Origin of the sequence: Nocardia higoensis, assembly GCF_015477835.1 — a bacterium.
Taxonomy (GTDB): domain Bacteria; phylum Actinomycetota; class Actinomycetes; order Mycobacteriales; family Mycobacteriaceae; genus Nocardia; species Nocardia higoensis_A.
Map to the genome: position 1 here is coordinate 170,959 of NZ_JADLQN010000006.1, position 25,399 is coordinate 196,357.

The window sequence follows — 25,399 nt, forward strand, 5'->3', positions numbered from 1 at the left end:
CGACAGGCTCGGCCGTTCGAGTCGTGACCGTCGGTGGCGGTCATGACCGCGGACACGGTCGTGAACGTGTTGTTCGTCGTGGTGTTCATCCTGATCGGTGGCGTGTTCGCCGCCGCTGAGATCGCCCTGGTGACGTTGCGCGAGAGTCAGCTGCGGTCGCTCGAGCGGCGGGGCAGGCGCGGCGCCAGGACCGCCGCTTTGGCTCGGAATCCGAACCGGTTCTTGTCCGCGGTCCAGATCGGGGTGACCGTGGCCGGGTTCTTCTCGGCCGCCTACGGCGCCTCGACGATCGCACCGGATTTCAGCCCTGTCCTGCGGGAATGGGGGTTGTCCGAGGAGGCGGCGAACGCGGTGGCGTTGATCGCGACCACGTTGGTGATCGCGTATCTGTCGCTGATTCTCGGCGAGCTGGTACCCAAACGCCTCGCACTGCAGCGCACGACGGGGGTGTCGCTGGCGACGGCGTCGCCGCTGGATCGGTTCGCCACGGTGATGTCGCCGGTGATATGGCTGCTGTCGGTATCCACCGATGCGCTCGTGCGCCTGCTCGGCGGGGATCCCGGGCACAAGGGCGAGGAGATGACCCACGACGAGCTCCGGGAGTTGCTGACCGGTCATCGCGGCATTCCCGACGAAGAACGCCAGATGCTCGCCGAGGTCTTCGATGCCGGGGAACGCAGTCTGGCCAAGGTGATGAGGCCCAGGACCGAAGTGGACTTCCTCGACGCGGACCTGGCCGTGAACGAGGCTCGTGAGCGAGCGATCGAAGCCGGGCACAGCCGGTATCCGGTCGCTCGATCTTCCCTCGACGATGTTCTCGGTTTCGTTCATCTGCGTGACTTGCTGCGCGCTGGAGAGTCCGAGAACCGGACGGTCGCCGGCTTGTGTCGGCCGCTGCTGCAGTTGCCTGCCTCGAAATCCGCGCTTGCCACACTCACGCTGATGCGCCGGGGCAATACGCAACTGGTCCTCGTGGTCGATGAGTACGGTGGCACCGCCGGTATCGCCACCGTGGAGGACATCGTCGAAGAGATCGTCGGGGAGATCGGCGACGAATTCGATCCGCTGCCGAGCGGCGCCAACCATTCGGCCGCCACGGGGGCGCCCCATCGCATCGATGGGCTGCTGATCGTGGAAGACGCCGAACAGATCTTGGGTATCACCTTGCCCGACGGCCCTTACGAAACCGTCGCGGGCTGCGTCCTGCACCATCTGCAGCGTATCCCTCAGATCGGGGACAGTGTGGTGATCGAAGGCCATCGGTTCACGGTGAGCGATCTGGACGGCAAACGCATCGCCGCGCTACGAGTCACGCCCCAGCGTGCCTCGGCACCGTAGTGTCCCCTCGGCGTCCCGGGCCTGGAAGTCGCCCGGCCGCAGTGCGCTCGGCCGGGAGGATATCGTTCACAGGATCGGGATATCGGGTGGTATCTCGACGGCGGAGAGAATCGGCAGATCGACATCGCCGATCCTGCGGTGTTCCGCCCGATCCTGGTGTCGCGATGATCCAGGAGGGATCGTGAACCGGGCAATGGTCGACAGCGCGGTCACGATGTCTCGACCGCGGATGCGCCGGGAGGCCGGCCGCGATGGCCGGGTCCTCGGTGAAGTTCTGTCGGGTTCCTGCCCCTGTACCTCGAGCAGAAGAGAGCTGATGAGACGCACCTCGCGCGGAAATCGACAACCCGGCCCGCTCCGGGAGGATCGCCTTCCTCGAAGCCATCCCGAGGTGACGTCGTGCTGACCGCGCTGAATATCGTGCTCGGCGTGGTCGTGGTGCTGCTGATCACCGCGTTGACGGGGTACTTCGTCGCTCAGGAATTCGCCTACATGGCGGTGGACCGCTCCCGGCTCAAAGCGCGCGCTGTGGAGGGCGACGTGGCTGCCGAGCGCGCGTTGCGGGTGACCCGCCGGACATCCTTCATGCTGTCCGGCGCTCAGCTGGGGATCACCGTGACGGGACTGCTCGTCGGCTATGTGGCCGAACCCCTCATCGGCCGCGGCCTCGGCGAACTGCTCGGCGGGGTGGGGGTGCCCACCGCGGTCGGCATCGCGGTCGGCGCGGTGCTGGCCATCGCGTTCTCGACGTTGGTGCAGATGCTGTTCGGGGAGTTGGTGCCCAAGAACCTCGCCATCGCCCGACCCGAGCCGGTGGCCCGGTGGCTGGCGGCGTCGACGACGGTGTATCTGAAGATCTTCGGCTGGTTGATCCGGTTGTTCGATCAATCCTCGAACCTGCTGCTGCGGGCTCTGCGCATCGAACCGGTCCACGATGTCGAGCACTCGGCCACTCCACGCGATCTCGAACACATCGTCGCCGCGTCACGCGACGCGGGCGAACTCCCGCGCGAACTGTCGACCTTGCTCGACCGCATTCTGGACTTCCCGACCAGCACCGCCGAGCACGCGATGATCCCTCGCGCCCGGGTCGACACGGTGCACATCGACGAACCGGTCGCCGACGTACTCGTCCGAATGCGGACCGGGCACACCCGCTACCCGGTGGTCGGCACCTCCAGCGACGACCTGCGCGGGGTGATCCAGCTCCACGATCTCCTGGGCAGCGGCGCCACGGGTACCGCCGCCACGCTGATGCGGCCGCCCGTCCTGGTGCCCGAGACGCTGCCGCTGCCCGAGGTCGTGACCCGACTCGGTGACGAGCGTGCGGAGATGGCGTTCGTTGTCGATGAATACGGTGGTTTCGCCGGCATCGTCACCATCGAGGACCTCGCCGAAGAACTCGTCGGCGAGATCGCCGACGAGCACGATCCCAGCACGGCCGCCGATATCGTCGCCGAGAACGGCGGCTGGCTACTCGCCGGTGACGTGCACCTCGACGAAGTCGAGCGTCTGCTCGATCTGACCTTGCCCGACGGCGACTACGAAACCATCGCCGGACTGGTCATCTCCGTGTTCAACGGGTTCCCCGAGGCCGGGGATCGGGTCGAGATCCCGCTGCGCCGTGAGGGAGTCGACTATCTCGACGACGCGCCGCCGCAGCAGACGGTGATCGCGGAAGTGCGCAGCGTCCACAAACATGTTCCTGCCTCGGTGTTCCTCACCGTGCACACCGAATCGGAGGAGGCAGGTGATGAGTAGCCCCTGGGTCGTCGCCGCGGTGACCATCGGGTTGATCACCGCCAGCGCGTTTTTCGTCGCCGTCGAGTTCGCGCTCATCGCCGCCCGACGTCACCGACTCGAAGACGCTGCCGAGACCAGCCGTGCCGCCCGCGCCGCGCTGCGCAGTTCCTCGGAGCTGTCGGTCCTGCTGGCGGGCTCGCAACTCGGCATCACCGTCTGCACCCTCGCCCTCGGTGCGACCACCAAACCCGCTGTGCACCACTGGCTCACCCCGCTGTTCGAGGATCTGGGCGCGCCCCGGTGGACGGCCGACGTCATGGGATTCGTGCTCGCGCTCGTCATCGTGACGTTCCTGCACCTCGTCGTGGGGGAGATGGCCCCGAAGTCGTGGGCCATCGCCCACCCGGAGAAGTCGGCCACCCTGCTGGCGATTCCGATGCGGGCCTTCATGTGGCTGACCCGTCCCCTGCTCACGGTGCTCAACGAGGCCGCCAACTGGTGCCTGGCCAGGATCGGAGTCACCCCGGTCGACGAAGTGGAGACCGGACAGAATCCCGCCGCGCTCCGCCATCTCGTCGAACACTCCGCCACCGCGGGAACGCTCGACGAGCGCTACCACGGCAGTCTCACCAGCGCGCTCGAACTCGAACAACTCACCATCGCCGATATCGTGCGCCCCGACACCGCCCCCGGTGCCGTCGCCCCCGATGCCGGACCCGACACCATCCAAACCACCTCACGCCGGACCGGGCATCTGCGTCTGCTCGTCCGCAGCGGCTCGCAGATCGAGGGCGTCGTGCACGTGCGCGACACCCTCCAGACGGGAGCCGGAATCACCGCCCGGCAGATGATGCGCCCGGTGCTCGCCCTGAACACCTCCGTACCCGTGTACGAGGCGCTGCGCACCATGCGCGAAACCCGCAGCCATCTCGCCACCGTCACTGCACCAGGCACCGGCGAACTGATCGGGCTCATCACCATCACCGATGTGCTGCAACGACTGCTGGCCAGTACCACGCCGGGGGATCGCTGAGGGCCGGTGGAGGCGCTGAACTACGGGATGGCGCACGATGACCACGACCACTCCGAGGCCGATCCGCGCCAGGGAGCGGAAGCTACCGCATCCGCCGTACCGTCTGCCCGTCCTGGGTGACGTGTGGGATCTGCATGTCACCGATTCCAGTCGATGGGGTATGCGTGGCGCGCAGAAGTACGGTGGAATCTACGAGCGCAACATTGCCGGGGCACGGGTCACCTACGTCTCGGATCCGGATCTGTTGCGGGAGATCAACGGCGACGACTTGTGGTCGAAATTCCTGGGGGTCCCGATCCGGGATCTGCGCAGCGTGGCCGGTGAAGGGCTGTTCACCGCACACAATTCCGAGCCGAACTGGGCCAAAGCGCACGCTGTCCTGGCGCCGTCGTTCACCGGGGCTGCGATGCGGGGCTATCACGCCACCATGCGCCGACGAGTTGATCGAGCACTGGGCCGGACGCGCCGGTGAGTGGGTCGATGTGCCGGCCGATACGAACAAGGTCGCCCTCGAAGCGAAGATCGACGAAGTGATCGCGCGCCGCCGCCGCGAGGGCGCTGGTGAGCACGGCGACCTGCTGGACCGGATGTTGACCGTGGCAGATCCGGAGACCGGGACACTGTTGGACGAGACGAACATTCGCAATCAGATTCTGACGTTTCTCGCGGTCGGGCACGAGACCTCGGCGGGCGTCATGGCCTTCGCGCTGCACTATCTGTCCGTGCATCCCGAGATCGCCGAAATCTGGACCGGCGAGGAGATCGAGTGCCGCGATCGCGCCTGGATGCACGGATGCCAGTAGTGAGGCAAGGATGTTCGCGGATTTGTGGAACCAGCAATGCCCGAAGTCCCCGGTGAAAGAGCCCGTGCAGATACAGTAGCGGCAGGACCTCGCTGACCTGCGGCGATTTCCGTGCCCAGGCGGGCAGGATCGCCGAGGAGAAACGTTGCCGTTCACCGGTGTTGGTCGGTCAGGATGCTCTGCGGCGTTCGTCGTGTTCGTGGTGGGAGACTACCGTAGGGACTACTCGGATCGTGAGGGCATTCGGTGTCCGATCTCCGAAGCGCTCGTTCCCGTGTCGTCCCCACAGTCCGCGCGCCGGATCGACGGGTGATTCCTCGGCCTCACCGTGGGGGTTTGCCCGGGCACAACTCCTGGTTGGGGATGTCGGGCGAAATCCAGATGTTCCATTGCTCTCGGCTCGGATTGGAGGTCAGCTTGTCGCAGAGCGCGTCCGCCCATGCGGCGGGCGCGGGCAACTGCCAGAGCCCACCGCCGACATGTGGCGGATTGCCGTCGAGGGAGACACTGGTGGCGGTGAGGAAGACGCGACGTCCGTCGCGGCTGAACTCGACCCCTTTGGTCCCGCCCGCCGCAGTGGTGTCGACAGGTTCGCCGATCTGGCGTCCCGAGGTGGTGTCCCAGAACCGCAGCGTGTTGTCCCCGCAGTTCCCGGACTCCATCACACAGAGCGAAACCAGATAGCGACCGTCGGGACTGTAGTCGAGTTCCAACTGATCCACCTCGGCAGCGTTGTAGCCCTCCATTCCCGGGCCTACCGTCTCGCCGCTCTCGGCGTCCCATTGCCGGATGGTGGCCCCATCCGCCGCGGCGATACGTCGACCATCAGGACTGATCGTCATGGCGTGGAACAATTCAAGGGTGTCGGGGCCACCGATCGGCTTGCCGATCGCCTGCCTCGTCGAGGTGTCCCAGATCCGGATCGAGTCCCAGCTACTGGAGTACAGGCGGCGGCCGTCCTCGCTGAAGATGATCGATCTGACCCAACGGTCGTGACCGGTCATCGGCTCACCGATCTGCCGACCGTTTCGCCAGTCCCAGAGCCTGACCGTCTTGTCGTCGCTCCCGCTCGCGAGCATCGTCCCGTCCGGGCTGAACTCCACGCTGTTCACCACGTCGTCATGCCCGGTGAGGGGGGAACCGTGTGACTGCCCGGTCACGGCGTCCACAACGCGTATTTCTTTGTCGGCTGCGACGGCGAGCCAGCGGTGGTCCGGGCTGGCATCATAGGCGGTCATTCCTCGAAGTCCCTCGGAGACGGTGGTTCGGCCGACCTGTTCACCGGTATCGGCATCGAACTGTCGGAATGTGTTGTCGCTGAACACGTTGATACGCGGGGCATCCGTGGTGGAGTCCAGCCCGTAGCGTGACTGTGCCGCCATGCTGCCGCCCATCTCGGTGATCAAGTCGATACCGGGATCGGCGTTCAGTATCTGAACGGTGTCGCCGGACACCGCGACGACCCGGTTTCCGTGCCGGGTGAATGCGATGTCCCACACCGGTTCCTGGAATCGGAGCGGATCGCCGATCGGCTGACCGGTGTGAGCGTCCCACAGCCGCACGGTCTTGTCGTCGCCGCCGGTGGCGATCCGGCCACCGTCCGGACTGAATGCCACCGACCTGATATCGCCGTAGTTTCCCAAGACCGGTGTGCCGATCGCGACGCCGGTGTCGGCATTCCACAGTCGCAGCGGCATCCCGGCGCTCAGTAGCGCACCGAGTCCCACGGTCGCGCCACCGGCGGCGATGGTGTGCCCGTCGGGGCTGAAGGCAACGCTCCAGGTCGCGTCGGTGGCTTCCATACGCGGATCGCCGCCACGCAACGGTTCGCCGAGTCCCGCCCCGTTATCCGTGTCCCACAGCCGGACAGTGTTGTCGTGACCGGCCGACGCCAGGCGACGCCCATCGGGGCTGAAGGCCAGGGCGGTCACGCCAGCGTCGTGTCCGGTCAAAGGCCCCCCGATCGGCCGCCCGGTCTCGGCGTCCCACAACCGCAGGACGTCCTTGCCGTCTACCGCGGCCACTCGGTGCCCGTCCGGGCTCACGGCCACGCGATCGACGTACTCTTCGCTGCCGGGAAGCGGCTGACCGACGGGCCCGCGGGCGGCGGTATCCCAGACGCGGATCGTATTGTCCTCACTGACCGTCACCACGAAACGCCCGTCCGAGCTGAGCCCAGCGGCGGTGGAAGTCTCGGGATCGGCGAACGGCTCGCCGATCGGCTGCCCGGTCTCGATGTCCAGCAACTGAGTTCCCGAGGAGGTGTTCGCCACGAGCCGCTGACCGTCGGCACTGAGGCGCCCTATCCCGGCTGTCCCGGGCAACTCGATGATCTTCTGCAGCTTCGCCGTATTGCTCAGCGCGGTGACCAGCGCGCCGATGTTCGGATTCGCCGAGATACGCTGCGCCGCGAGCAGTTCATCGAGGGCCTGCAGCTCACTGCCGGGCTGTCCGCCGACGAGTATCGCCTGCGCTTGTGAGGTCAACCGTTCGGCGAGAGCCTCGCGGCTGCGGCTGTCGGCCTCCTGGCGTTTCGTGTCAGCGTCGTTACGGGCGGCGACCGCCAGTACGAAGCCGGTCACCGCGGCGAGGGCCACGACCAGCGTCAGGGCGAGCACGGCACGCAGCACCCTCGTGCGTTTGCGCAGTACCGCCGCGTGCGCTTGCGCCTCGTCGCGACGCTGCTGCGCGTTCCGCAGTTCGGCCTCGTGACGTTCCCGCTCGGCGTCCGCCTCGGCGTTCTCGCGCTCGCGGGCGGCCCGCAGGAAATCCGCCGCTGGTCGAACCCGGGTCCGGAATGCCGGGGTGTTCGCCAACTGTTCCGCCGAGGCGAGGCGCACGCCTTCGATCAGCCATTCGGGGTTGCGGTCGTTGCGTTCCCAATCCGCGGCGGCTCGGTCGAGGTTGTCCGCCTCCTTCAGATCCTCGGCCTGTTCGCGCAGCCACTGCGCCAGCGGGTCCCATTGTCGGAAAAGGCTTTCCAGGGCGACTTCGATCACCGTCTCGCCGCGGCGCTCGTCTTTGACGAGCAGTCGCCGGGCGACCAGGGCATCGATCAGGTCGTGGCCTGCCGTGGGGAGTTCGCTCCACCGCGCGACTCGGCGCAACGGCTGGTCGGTGTGTGGATCGACGGTGGCGAGCCAGGGAATGAATGTCGTGCGAAGTGTGTCGAGTTGCTGTGCTCGGATGTCCGGGTCCGCGGCGAGCAAGGTATCGATCTCGGCTTGGACGATGTGCTGCATGCCGCCCATCGCCTGATAGTTGGCCAGGGTCAGGTGCCCGGTGCTGCCGTAATCGAGGTAGAGACGCGAGAGCGTCAGCGCGAGCAAGGGCAGACTGTCCGCGCCGCCGGTGGCATCGGTCAGCAGTCGGGTGACGAGCTCGGGATCGATACTCAGACGCAGGCCCGCGGCAGCCGCGCGAGCGGCGGGTCCGGTGATCACCTCTTTGAATTCGGTGACCGGCATCGGCTTCAGGTCACCGAATTCCCTGGCGCGGACACCCAGCAATTCCGGGGCGGTCTGTAGCGCCTCGTAGCGGTCGGCTCGAATCGTCGCCACCGCGATGATCGGCAATTCGGCTACCGCGGTCGACCGCAGCAGACTGCCGAGCAACGCGAGGCATCGCGCGGACTCCGGCCCGGCATCGGCGGCGAACAACTCCTCGGCCTGATCGATCGGCAGTATCAGGGTCGGCGCCGGGCCGTGGTCGATCGCGTCCTGCCGCGCCTCACGCAGCCAGTTCGTCACCTGGTCGGTGTCGACTGCGAGGCAGGCGGCTTTGATCTCTCCGAGCGCCGGTCCGCTCGGGCCGGCCCGGGCCCGGAGCCGGTGTATGGCGTGCGCCAGGCCGTGCTCGCCGGTCAACGGAGCACGCTCGGGGCGGACGATGTCCGATACCAGGAAGTTCTCGCGGTCACGGCGCAGTCTGGGCAGAAGTCCGGCGCGCAGGAATGACGACTTCCCGACACCGGACGGACCGAGTACGACGAACAGGCTCTCGACGCCCGTCGTGCGCATGCCGCGAAGCAGGTCCAGACCGCGCAGGATCTGCGAATCCCGGCCGAAGAACACCGCGGCGTCCGCGTCCTGCATCGATTGCCACCCGCGATACGGGGCACGTCCGGAGTCGCCCGGCGGCGGCCACGGGAAGTGCTCGGCGCCGATGCCGGCTTCGCGAAGACCGCGGAGCAATCGGTGCAAGCCCTCGCTGGCGAAGACAACTGGTTCGCCGTTTTCGGAGGCGACCGTGGTGACCGGCCGGTGCCCGTCGGAGAACAGATCACAGAACTGCCATTCGCGGGCCTTCTCGCCACGAGCCCGCTGGTCGAGTCGAGCGCAGAAGATTCGTTTGTTGAGGGATTCCGCGTGCCGAAATTCGGCGAGGCACTCGGAAGATTCCTCCCATGCCGGTGAGATCAGGCAGATGACTGCTTCGCAACGATCGACGGCGCGGACGAGTTCGGATTTCCAGCGGGTCCCGGGCGCGATGCCGGTGTGGGGGTCGACGTCGAGAAAGATCTCCCCGCTCAGGCTCGGTTCATTCTCGGTCAGCCACCGCGTGACGGCCACCGCGGACACCTTGTCCCGGCTGGAATGGCTCACGAAGATCCGGTACATGCGTCCGACACTGCGCGCGGACAGCGGCAGCGTCACGAGTACCGCGCTACTCGCTCAGCACGCGCTATCTGTCGTCGAGTGGAGGTTCGGCCCACTTCGCGACCCACGTCTGGTTCTCGACGGCGATCGCGTTCTCACAGTCGTCGACGAAGGCCGTCCACCGCGGCTCGTCGGCGGGTGATCCCGCCGCCTTCCACTCGTCGAGGAGTTGCTGCAGTCGACGTGCCGTCGCGGAATAGCTCATCACCAGGAACTCGTACCGGCGGCCGGTCAGATGGCCGGCGACCGCCGCGCCCAGTGTGGTCAGCACCGCCACCCACGGCGCCAGCGTGGACGCCGGAGAAATGGGTGCCGAGCCGGTCGCGGTGCCGGCCTGGACCGCGGCGAGAGCGGCGACGACGGTGGCCGTCAGACCGAGCACGATGGTCCACATCCGCAAGCGCCGCGCCCGACCGGCGTATTCGCGTGCCGTGCGGTCGTAGTAGTGCGTGATCTGGTGCTGCACTCGGTCTCGCACGTAGTCGTCCGGGGTCATCACCGGGGGCATCGCGGTAGCCGAGCGTGAGATTCGGCCTGCCGAGGCGGCGTCGGCGTCGACCTCGGCCACAAAGGGCAGGAGATCGTCAGCGCTCTCCTCGATCTCGGCGACTGCCCGGTACAGCCTGAGCAGTGCGTCGTTTCCGCGAAAAGGGCCGGCTCGTGCTCGGAACCGGTAGATCACCTGCTTGATGCTCTCGGCCACCGCACGGGTGCGAGACCAGCGGCGGAACTCGGCGGGAGTGAGGAAATGAGCCCCGACAAAAGTCGCCGCGGCGAGGCAGGTAGCGCTGACGGTCGCCGCCAGGAGTTGCGGCAGGCCCGAGGCCCGCGCCACGGTCGCGGTCATCGCCGCGGCGATCGCGCCCACTCCGCCGAGATACAGCACGGCGGAGCGTGCGTAGTCCACACGCTTCTTCGCGGCATCGGCGGCGCGTGCCCAGCGAACTCGCCTCGCCCACAGTGACTCGACCACATGGTCTTCGTCGTCCACGGCATCCCTCCTCGCTCCGACCTCCTCGCACTGCCGGTTCCGCGAACAGCGTCGTCGGAGAAACCGGTACGGCCGCGTATCGTGTCACACCCTAGTGAGGTGGACTCGATTCCTTCGCGGACGCGCGGACGACCAGATGAACTTCTGCCCGCTGAAGATAAGGTCAGGATCGTGTCGTCGAACGTGAAGGAGTCCGTCTGAGATGGCAGGACGCCCGATGTCCGCCGAGGAATGCGACCGCCTCTGGCGAGCCTGGACACCCTCCGAAGTCGCCGCACGGATCTCGGCCAGCACGCCCTGCTGGTATGTCGCGGGCGGGTGGGCACTGGATCTGTTCACCGGCGGCCTCGGACGTGAGCACTCCGATCTCGAAATCGGTGTTCCGCGTGAACAATTCGCCGGGATCGTAGACGCGTTTCCCGGCTACGAATGGGACGTCGTCGGCGACGGGTGCGTGTGGCCCTATACTTGTTCTCCGCACCGCCGAGGGCATCCCCTACGCGGTCCCCGAGGTCGTACTCCTGTTCAAGGCGAAAGCCTTGCGCGCCAAAGACGAGGCGGACTTACTCCACACGCTTCCAGCGATGGACCGCGCACAGCGATCCCGGCTGTCCGGGTGGCTGTCGCGAGTGCATCCCGGCCATCACTGGCTGGAAATACTCTCGCGCCACAGGGATTGACCATCGCTGTGCCGGCCGGCACGGTCCGGCCCGACCCTTGTCCGCCGTGAACATCGGCGACTCGGAGGGGTGCCGAAGCCCAACTGGAGCGGTGCCGCTGGACCGGCCCGATCGACCGGCGTAAAACGCAAACGACTCCGGGAGACGGCATGCCCCGCTGCCTGTTCGCTTATGATGTCGCGGGCGTGCACAGCGGGGAGGGTTCATGAATGAGCAAGGGGCAGAGCGGAGCCAGGCGGCACACCCGGCGGGAATGTCGACGGTTGAGGCGGCGCCCCGAGGTGGGGTCGCCAGGTGGGCCGCGGGGCTGACGCTGCTGTGGAGCACGGTGATGCTCGTCGGGGCGGTTCGAGGCGCCGTGGATGCAGTCCAATCGGTGACCTCCTGCCCGTGTACACACTGATCTCACTGCTGCTCGCGATCAGTCGTTCCACCTCACGTTGGATCGCGCACGGGCAGAACACATTGCACTGATCAGCCTGAGAGGATCCACCCCTGGTGTTCGCAGAGGCAGCGACTGCGGTCAAGTCCAAGTGCGTGGTGTAACAGGGTGATCGCCACGTGACCCTGTGTGGTCAGGCGGTCGGATCCGCGGGTTCGGTGTCCTCCTGTTCATCGGCGGGCCGTCGTGGTGGCGGGAGCGGGCCAGGACATCGAGGCCAAGGTAGCGTCGTTCCTCGATCCATTCGTCGTGTTGTTCGGCCAGGGCAGCACCGACGAGGCGGATGATCGCGATCCGGTCAGGGAAGGTGCCGACGGCGTCGGTGCGGCGGCGGATCTCTTTGTTCACCCATTTGCTCGGCAGCAGTCGTGCTGCGGTGAGGGTCTCGGCGTTCACGCCGGTCGTTGTCATGACAGCTCCTGTCCTGCGAGGCGGACACTGCTGGCAGAGCAGTACACCGAAGTACAGGTAGGTCAGTAAGAGGCGAGTGCCGGGCTCCCATGCCAAGACTTGGTAGATGTGACGGTCCAGGACGCGCCCGGACTCGCCCAGTGTGCAGATCCCGTACACGATCTCGCGATTCGCTGTACGGACCAGAGGAGGGGCCGCCGCCGGGCCGTGGATCAGCTCCTGCAATGACGACTGCGGTGGTATGACCGGCACGATCATCGGTGCGCACCCCCGGCCAGGGATGCTCCGTTAGGGGACTCGGCCCCGGAATCCGGCGCGCACGCCGAAAATCGGCGCAGGTCAGAAGGTGCATTCACTGGTCGGCTCCGTGTGTTCGAGGGCACTCGAACACGCAGGACGCGGATCCAACAGATCTGTTGCGTTTTTGTGCGCGAGAGGGGACTTGAACCCCTACGTCCTAAGACACCAGAACCTAAATCTGGCGCGTCTGCCAATTTCGCCACTCGCGCTTGGTGGTACGACCGTCCAAACTTTACCGGCCGAAGCGCGGTTCCAGAAGTGACTGTGGCGAGTGTCGTACTGACCGGTAACCCGACCTGGGATTATAACGATTGAGTCACGGACAAGATGAGGGGCACTCATGTTTCTGTGTGGGGCGGTAACGGGTCGGAACTGGGCGTTTGAAACGTGAGGGATGGTCATGTTTCGGGAGATTCTGGTACGGCAGTACGGAAATACTCGGGGGTAGCGGTGCGGGCTGTAACGAAACGTGAGGATTTCCTCATGATTCTGTGGAATCCTCGCCGTAATCAGGCCGAGCGGTCGAGGAATGCCCGCGCACCCGAGTTGAGCGACGAGCCAAGGCACGTCGCCGAAGAGAAGGAAGACGAAGCGTCTTGACGATCAACGAGAGCACCGAGACCGGAGCCGGAGCGAGCGCGAAGGTGACCAGGGCCGGACAGAGTGCGGCGGGGACGCGGTCGCCGTTGCTGGATCGTTTGCTGAACGGAACTCCTTACGCGCTGGCCTTCGGTGGGCAGGGTGCGCGGTGGCTCAGCGAACTCGAGGAGATCGCGCGCGACAGCGCGCTGGAGCCGGAGCTGACCGCGTTGGTCAACGAGGCAGCCGGGCTGCTGGAACCCATTGCGCGCCAACTACTTGTCGTGCGGCCGGGCGGGTTCGACCCGGTGGCGTGGATGCTCGAGGACGAGCTGGCCGATCCGGATGCCGAGGAGCCCTCGGCCGCGCCTTCCGAGGACGTGCTCCGCTCGGCTGTCGTGTCGATGCCGGGTGTGTTGCTGACTCAGCTGGCGGCGCTGCGGGCGCTGCGCTTGCAGGGGTTGGATCCGGCCGAGCACGCGCCGGTGGCCGTGATCGGGCACTCACAGGGTCTGCTGGCGGCTTCGGCGCTCCAAGGCGCGGGCGCGCGGGATGCGGAGCTGCTGGCGATCGGGCAGTTGATCGGCGCGGCGGCGGGACTGGTCGCGCGGCGGCGCGGGCTGATGCCGGTGGGGGAGAACTCGCCGATGGTGGCGGTCTCCAATGTCGATCCGGAGCAGCTGCGCGCGGTGGTGGCCGAGGTCGCCGAGGGTGTGGATCCCGCTGTGGCGGCAGTGGTTTCGATTCGTAACGGCCGTCGGCGGGCGGTGCTGTCCGGCACCCCGGCGCAGATCGAGCGGGTGCGGCAGCGGTGCGCGCAGATCACCGACCAGCAGACCAAGGAACGGGAGAAGAAGGCGCGCGGCGGTGCGGTGTTCTCACCGGTCTTCGAGGACCTGCTGGTCGACGTGGCGTTCCATCATCCGGCGCTGAGTGACACGGTGGATCTGGTGAGCGGCTGGGCCACACAGTGTGGGCTGGACGCGGAGCTGGCAGGCCGGTTGGCGCAGGAGATCCTGGTCGATCCGATCGACTGGGTCGCCGTGGTGGAGGGCGCGGTCGAGGCGGGCGCGCAGTGGATTCTGGACCTCGGTCCCGGTGACCTGCTGACCCGTCTGACCGCGGGCTCGCTCAAGGGCAGCGGCGTGGGCATCCTCGCGGCGGCCACCCGGGCGGGGCAGCGCGGCCTGCTGACCCCCGGTGCGGCGCCGGAACTGGCCGAGCCGTGGAGTGCCTACGCGCCGAAGCCGGTGCGGCTGCCCAACGGGCGCATCGTCGTCGAGACCGCGTTCACCAAGCTGACCGGTCGTTCGCCGATCCTGCTGGCGGGCATGACCCCGACCACCGTGGACGCGAAGATCGTCGCCGCCGCCGCGAACGCGGGTCACTGGGCCGAGCTGGCCGGTGGCGGTCAGGTGACCGAGCAGATCTTCGCCGACCGGGTGGCCGAGCTGAAGACGCTGCTGCACCCGGGTCGCTCGGTGCAGTTCAACTCGCTGTTCCTCGATCCCTACCTGTGGAAGCTGCAGCTGGGTGGAAAGCGGCTGGTGCAGAAGGCCCGTGCGGCGGGCGCGCCGTTCGACGGTGTGATCGTCACCGCCGGTATTCCGGAGCTGGAAGAGGCCGTCGCGCTCATCCACGAGCTGACCGAGGCCGGTATCCACCACGTGGCGTTCAAGCCGGGCACGGTCGCGCAGATCCGCGCGGTGCTGCGGATCGCCGACGAGGTGCCGGACTACCCGGTGATCATGCACATCGAAGGCGGCAAGGCCGGCGGTCACCACTCCTGGGAAGACCTCGACGACCTGCTGCTCGAGACCTACGCCGAACTGCGCGGCCGCGACAACGTGGTGGTCTGCGTCGGCGGCGGCATCGGCACACCGGAGCGGGCGCGGGAATACCTGACCGGCCAGTGGTCGGCGCGGCACGGCTACCCGGTGATGCCGCTGGACGGCGTGCTGGTCGGCACCGCCGCCATGGCGACCCTCGAAGCCACCACCGCACCCGAGGTCAAGCAGCTGCTGGTCGACACCCCCGGCACCCCGGACTGGGTCGGCGCGGGCACCGCGTCCGGCGGCATGGCCTCGGGCCGCAGCCAGTTGGGCGCCGACATCCACGAGATCGACAACGCCGCCTCGCGGACCGGCCGTCTGCTCGACGAGGTCGCCGGTGACGCGGACGCGGTCGCCGAGCGGCGCGCGGAGATCATCGAGGCGCTGAACGCCACCGCCAAGCCGTATTTCGGCGACGTGGCGACCATGACCTACCAGGAGTGGCTGCAGCGCTACGTGGAGCTGGCCGTCGGGCTGGACCGGCGCAAGGACTTCGACTGCGGCAGCGACATCGGCGAAGCCATCGCCGAGGCCACCGCGTCGGTGTGGCTGGACATCACCTGGCGCGACCGGTTCGCGGAAATGGTGCGGCGCACGGAATCCCGTCTGCACGAGGCGGATCGGGGCGAGATCCCGACGCTGTTCGCCGACGACGAGGCGTTCGAGAACCCGGTGCAGGCGCTGTGCACGTTGGCCGAGCGCTACCCGGCCGCCGAGCAGACCCTGCTGCACCCGGCCGATGTGCCGTTCTTCATCTCGCTGTGCAAGACGCCGGGCAAGCCGGTCAACTTCGTGCCGGTCGTGGACGGCGACGTGCGGCGCTGGTGGCGCTCGGATTCGCTGTGGCAGGCACACGATCCGCGCTACTCGGCCGATCAGGTGTGCATCATCCCCGGCACCGTCGCGGTCGCGGGCATCACCCGCGTCGACGAGCCGGTCGGCGAGCTGCTCGACCGCTTCGAGCAGGACACCGCCTACAGCCTGGTCCGTGACGGCGCGGTGCCCGCCGCGGTCGACGCGCGCCGGGTCGCCGGGGTGACCAGCGGCGTGATCGACGCCGTGATCGCCGCGCCCGACGTGCAGTGGGCCGGGCGGACCACCGTCAACCCGATCCATCGGCTGGGTGACCTGGCCGAGTGGACCGTGGACGGCAAGGGCGCGGTGCACCCGCGCACCGGCGCCACCCTGGCCGAGACCACCGGCCCGGACCCGGAGAACTCCTACGTCGAGCTGACCGTGCCGCTGCTGGGCCGCGACGTGGTGCGCATCCGCATCACGGCGCCGGTCTCGATCTACAACGGCGGCGCGCCGGTCGTCACCGAGGCCGACGCCGACGCCGCCATGGGCGCGCTGCTGGCCGTGGCCGCCGGGCAGTCGCTGCCCGAGGTCAAGGGCGGCACCGCGCACGTCAACCTGGCCTGGACGCCGGATCTGATCGCCGATCACGCGGGCGTCACCGGTTCGGGTCTGCCCGCCACGCTCAGCACCCTCGGCCGCACCGTGCCGGACGTGCTGGTCGGCGCCTGCTGGCCCGCCGTCTTCGCGGTGCTGGGCGCGACCCGCACCGGCGATGCCCGCTCGGTCATCGAGGGCATGCTCGACCTCGTGCACCTCGACCACCGGATCGAGCTGCTGCGCGAACTGCCCGACCAGACCAGCATTCTCGTGGTCCGCGCCGAATCCTCCTCGGTGCTCGACACCGACATGGGCCGGGTCGTCGAGGTCCGCGTGGCCGTCGGCGAGATGCGCGATCAGGGCTTGGACGTGGTGCCGCTGGCCGAGCTGACCGAGCGCTTCGCCATCCGCGGCCGCAACGGCGCGGGCGAGCTGTCCGATCCGCCGCGCGCCGCCGGTACGGCCCCCGAGGCCGCCGACACCCCGCGTCGTCGCCGTCGTGACGTCACCATGGTCGCGCCGCGCGCCATGCACGCCTTCGCCGCGGTGTCCGGTGACCACAACCCGATCCACACCAGTGACAACGCCGCCAAGCTGGCCGGGCTGGGCAGCCCGATCGTGCACGGCATGTGGCTGTCGGCCGCGGCGCAGCACGCGGTCTCGGCCGTGGACCCGACCGCGTCGGTGCCTGCCCGCACGGTGACCGCGTGGACCACCCGGTTCCTCGGCATGGTCCGGCCGGGCGCGGAGATCGACGTGCGCGTCGAGCGCGTCGCGGTGGACAACGGCAGCGAGATCGTCGAGGTGTCCTGCCGCACCGGCGGCGAGCTGGTCATGACGGCCACCGGTCGCATCCGGGCGCCCAGGACCGTCTACGCCTTCCCCGGTCAGGGTATCCAGCGCAAGGGCATGGGCCTGGACGCTCGGACCCGCTCCAAGGCCGCCAAGGCGATCTGGGACCGCGCCGACAAGCACACTCGCGAGGCGCTCGGTTTCTCGATCCTGGCCGTGGTGCGCGACAACCCGACCTACCTGCGGGCGCGCGGCGTCGAGCACCGGCACCCGGACGGCGTGCTGCACCTGACCCAGTTCACCCAGGTCGCGATGGCGACCCTCGGTGTCGCGCAGGTCGCGGAGCTGCGGGAATCGGGTGCGTACGTCGAGGGCGCGATGCTGGCCGGTCACTCGGTCGGCGAGTACAACGCGCTGGCGGCCGTCGCGGGCGTGCTGCCGCTGGAAGCCGTGCTCGAGGTGGTGTTCCAGCGCGGCTCGGCGATGCACGCGCTGGTGCCGCGTGACGCCCAGGGCCGCAGCGACTACCGCATGGCCGCCATCCGGCCCTCGCAGATCGGGCTGCCCGACGACGAGGTCGTCGGCTTCGTCTCCGGCATCGCCGGTCAGACCGGTGAGTTCCTCGAGGTCGTGAACCTGAACCTGCGTGGCTCGCAGTACGCGATCGCGGGCACGGTCGCGGGCCTGGAGGCGCTGGAGGCCGAGATCGACCGCCGCCGTGCGGAGTTCGGCGGCAAGCGGGCCTTCGTGCTGGTGCCCGGCATCGATGTGCCGTTCCACTCGACGGTGCTGCGCAAGGGCGTGCCGGAGTTCCGCAGCAAGCTCGAGCAGTTGCTGCCGCAGGATCTGCACCCGGAGGTCCTCCTCGGGCGCTACATCCCGAACCTGGTGCCCAAGCCGTTCTCGCTGGAGCGCGAATTCGTCGCCGAGATCGCCGATCTGGTGCCCTCGGAGCCACTGGCCGCGGTGCTGGCCGACTTCGACTCGTGGGCCGCGCGTCCGGTGGAGCTGTGCCGGGTGGTGCTGATCGAGCTGCTGGCCTGGCAGTTCGCCAGCCCGGTGCGCTGGATCGAGACCCAGGACCTGCTGTTCACCGATGCCGCGCACGGTGGTCTCGGCGTGGAGCGGTTCGTGGAGATCGGCCTGGGCGCGACCCCGACCGTGGCGAATCTGGCGAGCCAGACGCTGAAGTTGCCGAGCTTCGCCTCGGCCACCGTCGAGGTGCTCAATATCGAGCGCGAAGCGGGCATCGTCTACTCGACCGACACCGATCCCGCGCCGGTCGACGAGCCGGAGGAGACCTCGGCCGCCCCGGCGACCGAGGCCGCCACGCCGGTCGCTGCCGCCGCGCCCGCTCCCGTCGCGAGCTCGGGCGGACCGCGCCCCGACGACATCGCGTTCAGCGCTGCCGATGCCACCCGCGTGCTCATCGCGTTGTGGACCAAGCTGCGCCTGGACCAGATCGGCCCGGTGGACACCATCGAGGGCCTGTGCGACGGCGTCTCCTCGCGCCGCAACCAGCTGCTCGTCGACCTCGGCGCGGAGCTGTCGCTGGGTGCCATCGACGGCGCGGCCGACGCCGACATGGGCGCGCTCGCCGCGACCGTGGACCGGCTGGCCCGCACCTACAAGCCGTTCGGCTCGGTGCTCTCGGACTCGATCAACGACCACCTGCGCAAGGTCTTCGGCCCGTCCGGCAAGCGGCCCGCCGCTGTGGCCGAGCGCGTCAAGAAGGTCTGGGAACTCGGTGACGGCTGGGCCAGCCACGTCACCGCGGAGGTCTCGCTCGGCACCCGCGAAGGTGTCAGCGTGCGCGGCGGCGACCTGGGCGGCCTGGTGTCCGGCGGACTCACCGACGGCGCGTCGGTCGACGCCGCCATCGACGCCGCGGTGCAGGCTGTCGCGGCGCGGCGCGGGATCAGCGTGTCGCTGCCCTCCAGCGGTGGTGGCGGCGGCGCGACCGTGGACGCGGCCGCGCTCGGCGAGTTCACCGAGCAGATCACCGGTCCCGACGGCGTGCTCGCCTCGGCGGCCCGGGTGATCCTCGAACACCTCGGCCTGGGCGATCGCGCCTCGGCTCCGGAAGCTTCCGACGAGTCGCTGGTCGATCTGGTCTCGGCCGAACTCGGTTCGGACTGGCCGCGTCTGGTCGCGCCAGCCTTCGACGCCCGCAAGGCCGTGCTGATCGACGATCGCTGGGCCAGCGCCCGCGAGGATCTGGCCCGGCTGTGGCTGATCGACGACTCCCAGGCCGCCGACCAGCCGGTCGACGGATTCACCGGCGCGGGCGAAGCTGTCGCCGCGCAGGCGAACTGGTGGCGCGAGCGGGCCAAGGGCGAAGCGCGTTCGGTGCTCGCCGGGCTCTACGAGCGCATTGCCGAGGTCGCGTTGCTGACCGACGAGGCGCCGGGACAGTGGTCCGGCGACATCGCGGTGATCACCGGCGCCAGCAAGGGGTCCATCGCCGCGGCGGTGACCGGACGCCTGCTCGCCGGCGGCGCGACCGTCATCGCGACCACCTCCGGCCTCGACGACGAGCGGATCGGCTTCTACAAGAAGCTCTACCGCGAGAACGCCAGGGCCGGGGCCGCGCTGTGGGTGGTGCCCGCGAACATGGCCTCCTACTCCGACGTCGACGCGCTGATCGAGTGGGTCGGCAGCGAGCAGATCGACACCGCGGGCGGCGCCAAGATCAAGATCAAGGACGCCATGACCCCGACCATGCTGCTGCCCTTCGCGGCGCCGCGGGTCGCCGGTGATCTCGCCGACGCCGGTGCGCGCGCCGAGATGGAGATGCGCGTGCTGCTGTGGTCGGTCGAGCGTCTGATCGGCGGGCTGTCGGTGATCGGCGCCGACCACGATGTCGACGCGAAACTGCATGTGGTGCTTCCGGGTTCGCCCAACCGCGGCCTGTTCGGCGGCGACGGCGCCTACGGCGAGTCCAAGGCGGCGCTGGACGCGGTGGTCGCCAAGTGGCGGGCCGAGAAGTCCTGGTCGCAGCGGGTCACCCTGGTGCACGCGCTGATCGGCTGGGTGCGCGGCACCGGCCTCATGGGTCACAACGACCCGATGGTCGCGGCGGTCGAGAAGGCGGGTGTGCAGACCTGGTCGACCACCGAGATGGCCGACGAACTGCTCAAGTGGTGCACCTCGCGGGCCCGCCAGGTCACCGTGTCCGGCCCGCAGCAGATCGACCTGACCGGTGGACTGGCCAGGGCCAAGCTGGACCTGCCCGCGCTGGCCAAGCAGGCACAGGAAGAAGCCGAAGCAGCCGCCGAGGAGACCGGCGCCGAGGCGACCATCCCGGCGCTGCCCACGCCGCCGACGGTCACCTCCGCGCTGCCGGTGCCAGAATGGGGTGAGGTGACCGCCGACCTCGACGACATGGTCGTCATCGTCGGCGCCGCCGAACTCGGCCCCTACGGCTCCTCGCGCACTCGCTTCGAGATGGAGGTCTCCGACGAGCTCTCCGCCGCGGGCGTGCTGGAGCTGGCCTGGACCACCGGGCTGGTGGCCTGGGAGAACGATCCCAAGCCGGGCTGGTACGACACCGAATCCGGCGAGTACGTGCCCGAGCACGAGCTGGCCGAGCGCTACCACGACACGGTGGTCGCCCGCTGCGGCGTGCGGCGCTACGAGGACGACGCGGCCATGGTGGACAACACCGCGCCGCTGATGACCTCGGTGTTCCTCGACCGCGACCTCACCTTCACAGTGGGTGGCGAGGCCGAGGCCCGTGCCTTCGCGGCCGCCGATCCCGAGCACACCGTCATCTCGCCGGTCGAGGGCTCCGGCGACTGGCAGGTGACTCGCCAGGCGGGCACCGAGATCCGGGTGCCGCGCAAGGCGAAGCTGTCCCGCACGGTCGGTGGGCAGATCCCGACCGGCTGGGATCCGACTGTGTGGGGCATCTCGGCGGACATGGCGGGCTCGGTGGACCGGGTCGCGCTGTGGAACATCGCCTGCACCGTGGACGCGTTCGTCGGCTCCGGGTTCGATCCGTCGGAGCTGATGCGCTGGGTGCACCCGAGCCTGGTGGCCAACACCCAAGGCACCGGCATGGGCGGCATGTCCTCGATGCGCTCGCTCTACATCGACAACCTGCTCGGCGAGTCGCGCCCGAACGACATCCTGCAGGAGGCGCTGCCGAACGTGGCGCTGGCGCACGTGGTGCAGTCCTACGTGGGCAGCTACGGCGCGATGGTGCACCCGGTCGCGGCCTGTGCGACCGCGGCGGTCTCGGTCGAGGAAGGCGTCGACAAGATCCGCCTCGGCAAGGCCGATGTGGTGGTCGCGGGCGGTTACGACGATCTCGGCATCGAGGGCATCGTCGGCTTCGGCGACATGTCGGCCACCGCCGACTCGGCGAGCATGAGCGCCAAGGGCATCAGCGACCGGTACTTCTCCCGCGCCAACGACCGCCGTCGCGGCGGGTTCGTCGAATCGCAGGGCGGCGGCACGATCCTGCTGGCCCGTGGGTCGGTGGCGCTGGAGATGGGCCTGCCGGTACTGGGCGTGGTCGCCTTCGCGCAGTCCTTCGCCGACGGCGTGCACACCTCCATCCCGGCTCCCGGGCTCGGCGCGCTCGGCGCAGGCCGCGGGGGACGCGAGTCCCGCTTCGCCGCGGAACTGCGCAAGCTGGGTGTCTCACCGGACGAGATCGCGGTCGTCTCCAAGCACGACACCTCGACCGCGGCCAACGACCCGAACGAGTCGGAACTGCACGAGCGTCTCGCCGAGGCGGTCGGCCGCTCCGAGGGCGCCCCGCTGTTCGTGGTCTCGCAGAAGGCGCTGACCGGGCACGCCAAGGGCGGCGCGGCGGCGTTCCAGCTGATCGGCCTGTGCCAGGTGCTGGAATCCGGTGTGGTGCCGCCGAACCGGAGCCTGGACTGCGTCGACGACAAGATGCGCGCCTACCCGCACCTGGTGTGGGTGCGCGAGGCGCTGCGCTTCGGCGAGCGCTTCCCGCTCAAGGCCGGTCTGGTCACCTCGCTCGGCTTCGGTCACGTGTCCGGCCTGCTGGCCGTCGTGCATCCGCAGGCGTTCATCCAGGCGGTCGAGGCCGGTCGGCGCGAGGAGTACCAGCGCCGGGCGCAGCAGCGGCAGCTGGCCGGACGTCAGCGCATCGCCGAGGCCATGTGCGGCGGCGCGGCGCTCTACGAGCGGCCCGCGGACCGGCGGCTCGGGGCCGACGGCACTCCGGCGAGCCGGGTGCGTCAGCTCGAGGCCGAGATGCTGCTCTCGCCACAGGCGCGTCTGGGCTCCGACGGCGCCTACCGGGTCGACGGCCGGGGCTGCGGCACCGGCGCGGAGGTCCTCGGGCAGTTGGCCGGGGAGTAACAACGACAGTCGGCCGGATCGCGTCTGCCTCGGTGGGCGCGATCCGGCCGTGTCGTGCGCCGAAACCAGTACGCTGCACTGCGAGTCGTCCGTCGATCCGCTTCATCGGGGGCGGACGGCGCGAACCGTGAACAATTGAGCGCTTGCCGAACGGGAGTGCGGTCGACGGACGAGCGGCCGCACTCCCGGACGCATATGAGGGAGCTGCGACGACGCATGACCATTCTCGGAATCGGCCTGGATCTGGTGACCATCTCGGAGTTCTCCGAGCAGCTCGAGCGCGTGGGTACCACCATGCTGCGGGAGAGCTTCACCGCGGGGGAGCGCCGCTACTGCCAGAGCAAGGGCACCGACCCGGCTCGCAGTTTCGCCGCGCGCTGGGCCGCCAAGGAGGCGGTGCTCAAGGCGTGGGCGTCCTCGCGCTTCGCGCGCAGCCCACAGATCGGTGACAATCCGTATCCGCTGATCGAGGTGGTCAACGACGCCTGGGGGCGGCCCAGCATCAAACTGCACGGCCTGGCGGCGGAATTCCTGCCGCGCGTGCGGGTGCACCTCTCGCTCACTCACGACGGCGACACGGCTGCGGCGATGGTGGTGCTGGAGGATCCGGGCGAGCTGGCCGATCTCATCGAAGGCCGTGAATCACCGGTGTGAGGCGCGCGGTCCCGAATCGCGGTCCGGTGATTCAGGACCGCGATTCCTTCTCCGCCACCAGGAGATAGGCGACCATCAGCCGTTTGAGTTCGGCGACGGCGTCGGCGTGCGACTGCTCGTCCTGGACGGAGAAATTCAGCATCGAATAGACCACGTGCACGAGCACCTCGGCCATCATGGTGCGCCTTGCCCGCGGCGTGCGCGGGGTGAGCGGGCGCAGCATCTGCGAGACGACCTCGGCGAATTCCTTCTCGTGGATGGCGCCGGTGGTCCGCGTGGACGGAGTGGACTGCATGGCCAGCCAGACCTCCCGCCGGGACGGGTCGGTCACCCAGAGGTTGGCGAGATGGTCGACGAACTGGTTCATGTGACGCAACCAGTCCAGCGACGGAATCTCGCCATGGAAATCGGCGAGCTCCCGGGAGACCGCCACCAGATCCTGACGGTTGAGTTCGCAGACGATCACGTATTTGTTGGCGAAGAATTGATACAGGGTGCCGATCGGCACCTCGGCGCGAGCCGCGACCTCTTCACAGGTGAACGACTCGAACCCGACCTCGACGAGCAATTCGCGCGACGCCTGCAACAGCGCGTCGAATTTGCGCTTGCTCCGCTCCTGAGTGGGTCGCTTGCGCGGCATCAATTCCCGCGGGTCGTCCTGCATCTCCAAAGCGGGGTCAAGGTGTCGCTTCCTGGGCTTCGCCTCGGCCTTCGCTTGCACTTCCACGCGTCCAGGCTAGCGGTACCGATAGAAGACCGATATGCCCGCATCATCGGCGGGTCGGTTTTCGGTCACTTCTCCCACCCATCCGCACCGGTTGTGGTGTCGAACCCCAACTGAGCACGCGTGCATCGGTAGGCGCATCGTCGCGCCCCCGGGGGTTGATCCGAGGTACCGATCAGGTCGTGCCGATCAGACCAGGCGGGTTCGACTCATGTCTTGCGAGTGGATCTATCGAGCGGGCAGGTTCGACGGCGAGCGGGGCCCGCGCAAACGGTGACGGGGAAGGCGGGTGTGGTGGCTCGACTCATGGTGACGCTGGGGGCATCGATAGAACGCGGCGCGGTACGCGCGGTGGCTTTGTCCCAGTTCGGGAGCAGGTGGGCCGAACGGGTGCTCGTGCGCCGGGTGGTCAGGACCGGAACCGACCCGGCGGATATCGCCGTGGCGGTGGAGGTCGCCCTCGACGCGGTCGCCGCCGAACTGCGGCGCATGGACGCGAACGAGCTGGGCCCGGAGCTCAGGGCCGTCGGCCCGCTGGCCGCGGGCGAGGATGTCGAGGAGCCGATCGGGGATCTGGACTCGGCGATCGCGGGCGCGGCGGTGGTCTATCGGGAGACCGCCCAGCGCAGGGCGGTGGTCACCCGGCTGGCCGAAGGGCGTTGGCACGGCGCGGCCCTGGTTCCCTCGACGTCCGCGCATCTGAGCGTCGCCGCCGATCTGCCCTCCCTGACGGAGTTCGGCGACCTGATGGTCTGTGACGTGGTGCCCGGATATCAGGCATGCGCGGTGGTCGACGCCGCGCGCAGCCGGGTGCTGGCGGCGACCGGCCGGGCGGGAACCGTCGCCTCGCTCGGTGAGGTGGTGCGGGCCGCGAGCGCCCAGAGCGCGGCGGCCGGGGTGCGCTTGGACGCGGTGTTGCTGATCGGGTCGGCTGCCGACTCGTTCGAGGTGCGCGCCGCCGTCGAAGGACTCGGCGTGCCGGTGCTGTCGTGTCCGCTCGCGGCCGCGGCGACGGCCGTGGGAGCGGCCAGGTGGGTGCTCGATGATCTGGCGGGCGTCGCCGAGGAAGTCGACGCGCCCGCCCGTCATCGGCTCGCCCCCGCCTTGCCGACGGCGGTGGGCGCGCTCGCGTGCGGTCTGCTCACCGCGGGCCTCTATGCCGGCGGCGGACTCTACGACAGGCAGGGCGACGGTGGTCTCGTCCTCTCCGACGACGCGCGGGTGACAGCCAACAGCGAGGTCTTCGGCGGCACCGACTCGACCGCCGGGGCGGACGCCGGCTCCCCGGCGCACCCGGGTGTGTTCGACTCCCGACGGGGCGCCCCGGAGCGCGTCCGCGCGGCGGAGGTGGCCGAGCCGGTCCAGCACGCCTCCTACGCACTGGGTTCGCCGCAGTCACAGAGCTGGTGGGGCGCACCCGGGGAGCCCCTGAGTCTGCAACCGGTCCAAGACGAGCGGGCCGATGTCGTCGAAACTCCCGGCGAGCTGCCCGGCGCGGGCCTGCCCACCGAACCCACGCTGGGAGATCCGGCCGCCCTGCTGTTGTTCCCCGGCGAGACGCCGCCACCGCCCGCCTTCACCCCGGAGTCCTATCGGTGGTGGGACAACCACGTGCGGCTGATCGCGCAATGGGCGGCACAGCGTTTCGCCGGAGCCTGACTCACTCGGCTCCGGCGGAACGTCC

General features: G+C 68.9%; 12 protein-coding genes, 1 tRNA gene and 1 pseudogene. 9 read left to right on the forward strand and 5 right to left on the reverse strand.

Going from position 1 to position 25,399, the window contains the following annotated elements; genetic code table 11:
- Positions 1 to 42: 42 nt before the first annotated feature.
- The 5 genes from IU449_RS24800 to IU449_RS29260 all read left to right on the forward strand — a co-directional run bounded on the left by IU449_RS24800 (position 43) and on the right by IU449_RS29260 (position 4,917).
- Positions 43 to 1,338, forward strand: a complete 1,296-nt coding sequence (locus IU449_RS24800; RefSeq protein WP_195004558.1) for a hemolysin family protein — start codon at positions 43 to 45, stop codon at positions 1,336 to 1,338.
- A gap of 399 nt (positions 1,339 to 1,737) precedes the next feature.
- Positions 1,738 to 3,099: a hemolysin family protein gene (locus IU449_RS24805; protein WP_195004559.1), complete on the forward strand. Its 1,362-nt coding sequence runs from the start codon at positions 1,738 to 1,740 to the stop codon at positions 3,097 to 3,099.
- Positions 3,092 to 4,114, forward strand: a complete 1,023-nt coding sequence (locus IU449_RS24810) for a hemolysin family protein (RefSeq protein WP_195004560.1) — start codon at positions 3,092 to 3,094, stop codon at positions 4,112 to 4,114. Before IU449_RS24805 ends, IU449_RS24810 begins: the two co-directional genes overlap by 8 nt.
- A 37-nt stretch (positions 4,115 to 4,151) precedes the next feature.
- Positions 4,152 to 4,586 (forward strand): hypothetical protein, encoded by a 435-nt coding sequence (locus IU449_RS29255; protein ID WP_228805660.1) that lies wholly within the window; start codon positions 4,152 to 4,154, stop codon positions 4,584 to 4,586.
- A gap of 10 nt (positions 4,587 to 4,596) precedes the next feature.
- Positions 4,597 to 4,917, forward strand: coding sequence for a cytochrome P450 (locus IU449_RS29260; RefSeq protein ID WP_324188424.1), 321 nt, complete (start codon positions 4,597 to 4,599; stop codon positions 4,915 to 4,917).
- Between the two features lie 323 nt (positions 4,918 to 5,240).
- Here the strand turns inward: IU449_RS29260 and IU449_RS24820 are convergent, their stop codons facing one another.
- Positions 5,241 to 9,572: a TIR domain-containing protein gene (locus tag IU449_RS24820; RefSeq protein WP_324188425.1), complete on the reverse strand. Its 4,332-nt coding sequence runs from the start codon at positions 9,570 to 9,572 to the stop codon at positions 5,241 to 5,243.
- 28 nt (positions 9,573 to 9,600) lie between these two features.
- Positions 9,601 to 10,566, reverse strand: a complete 966-nt coding sequence (locus tag IU449_RS24825) for a DUF4231 domain-containing protein (RefSeq protein WP_195004561.1) — start codon at positions 10,564 to 10,566, stop codon at positions 9,601 to 9,603.
- A 217-nt stretch (positions 10,567 to 10,783) separates the two neighbouring features.
- On the opposite strand from IU449_RS24825, the gene IU449_RS29905 reads away from it, so the two are divergent.
- A complete protein-coding gene (locus tag IU449_RS29905; RefSeq protein WP_416382236.1) occupies positions 10,784 to 11,296 on the forward strand; it encodes a nucleotidyltransferase domain-containing protein in 513 nt (170 codons plus the stop codon).
- Between the two features lie 525 nt (positions 11,297 to 11,821).
- On the opposite strand, the pseudogene IU449_RS29265 reads toward IU449_RS29905, so the two are convergent.
- Both IU449_RS29265 and IU449_RS24835 read right to left on the reverse strand, forming a co-directional pair.
- Positions 11,822 to 12,033 (reverse strand): annotated as a pseudogene (locus IU449_RS29265) (transposase); the annotation flags it as partial.
- Between the two features lie 493 nt (positions 12,034 to 12,526).
- A tRNA-Leu gene (locus IU449_RS24835) sits at positions 12,527 to 12,608 on the reverse strand.
- A gap of 387 nt (positions 12,609 to 12,995) precedes the next feature.
- Between IU449_RS24835 and IU449_RS24840 the strand changes: the two genes are divergently transcribed.
- Positions 12,996 to 22,337 (forward strand): type I polyketide synthase, encoded by a 9,342-nt coding sequence (locus IU449_RS24840; protein ID WP_195004562.1) that lies wholly within the window; start codon positions 12,996 to 12,998, stop codon positions 22,335 to 22,337.
- Between the two features lie 216 nt (positions 22,338 to 22,553).
- Positions 22,554 to 22,991, forward strand: a complete 438-nt coding sequence (locus IU449_RS24845; RefSeq protein WP_195004563.1) for a holo-ACP synthase — start codon at positions 22,554 to 22,556, stop codon at positions 22,989 to 22,991.
- A gap of 31 nt (positions 22,992 to 23,022) precedes the next feature.
- Here the strand turns inward: IU449_RS24845 and IU449_RS24850 are convergent, their stop codons facing one another.
- Positions 23,023 to 23,655, reverse strand: coding sequence for a TetR/AcrR family transcriptional regulator (locus IU449_RS24850; protein WP_195004638.1), 633 nt, complete (start codon positions 23,653 to 23,655; stop codon positions 23,023 to 23,025).
- Between the two features lie 354 nt (positions 23,656 to 24,009).
- Between IU449_RS24850 and IU449_RS24855 the strand changes: the two genes are divergently transcribed.
- Positions 24,010 to 25,374, forward strand: coding sequence for a hypothetical protein (locus IU449_RS24855; RefSeq protein WP_195004564.1), 1,365 nt, complete (start codon positions 24,010 to 24,012; stop codon positions 25,372 to 25,374).
- Positions 25,375 to 25,399 lie beyond the last annotated feature (25 nt).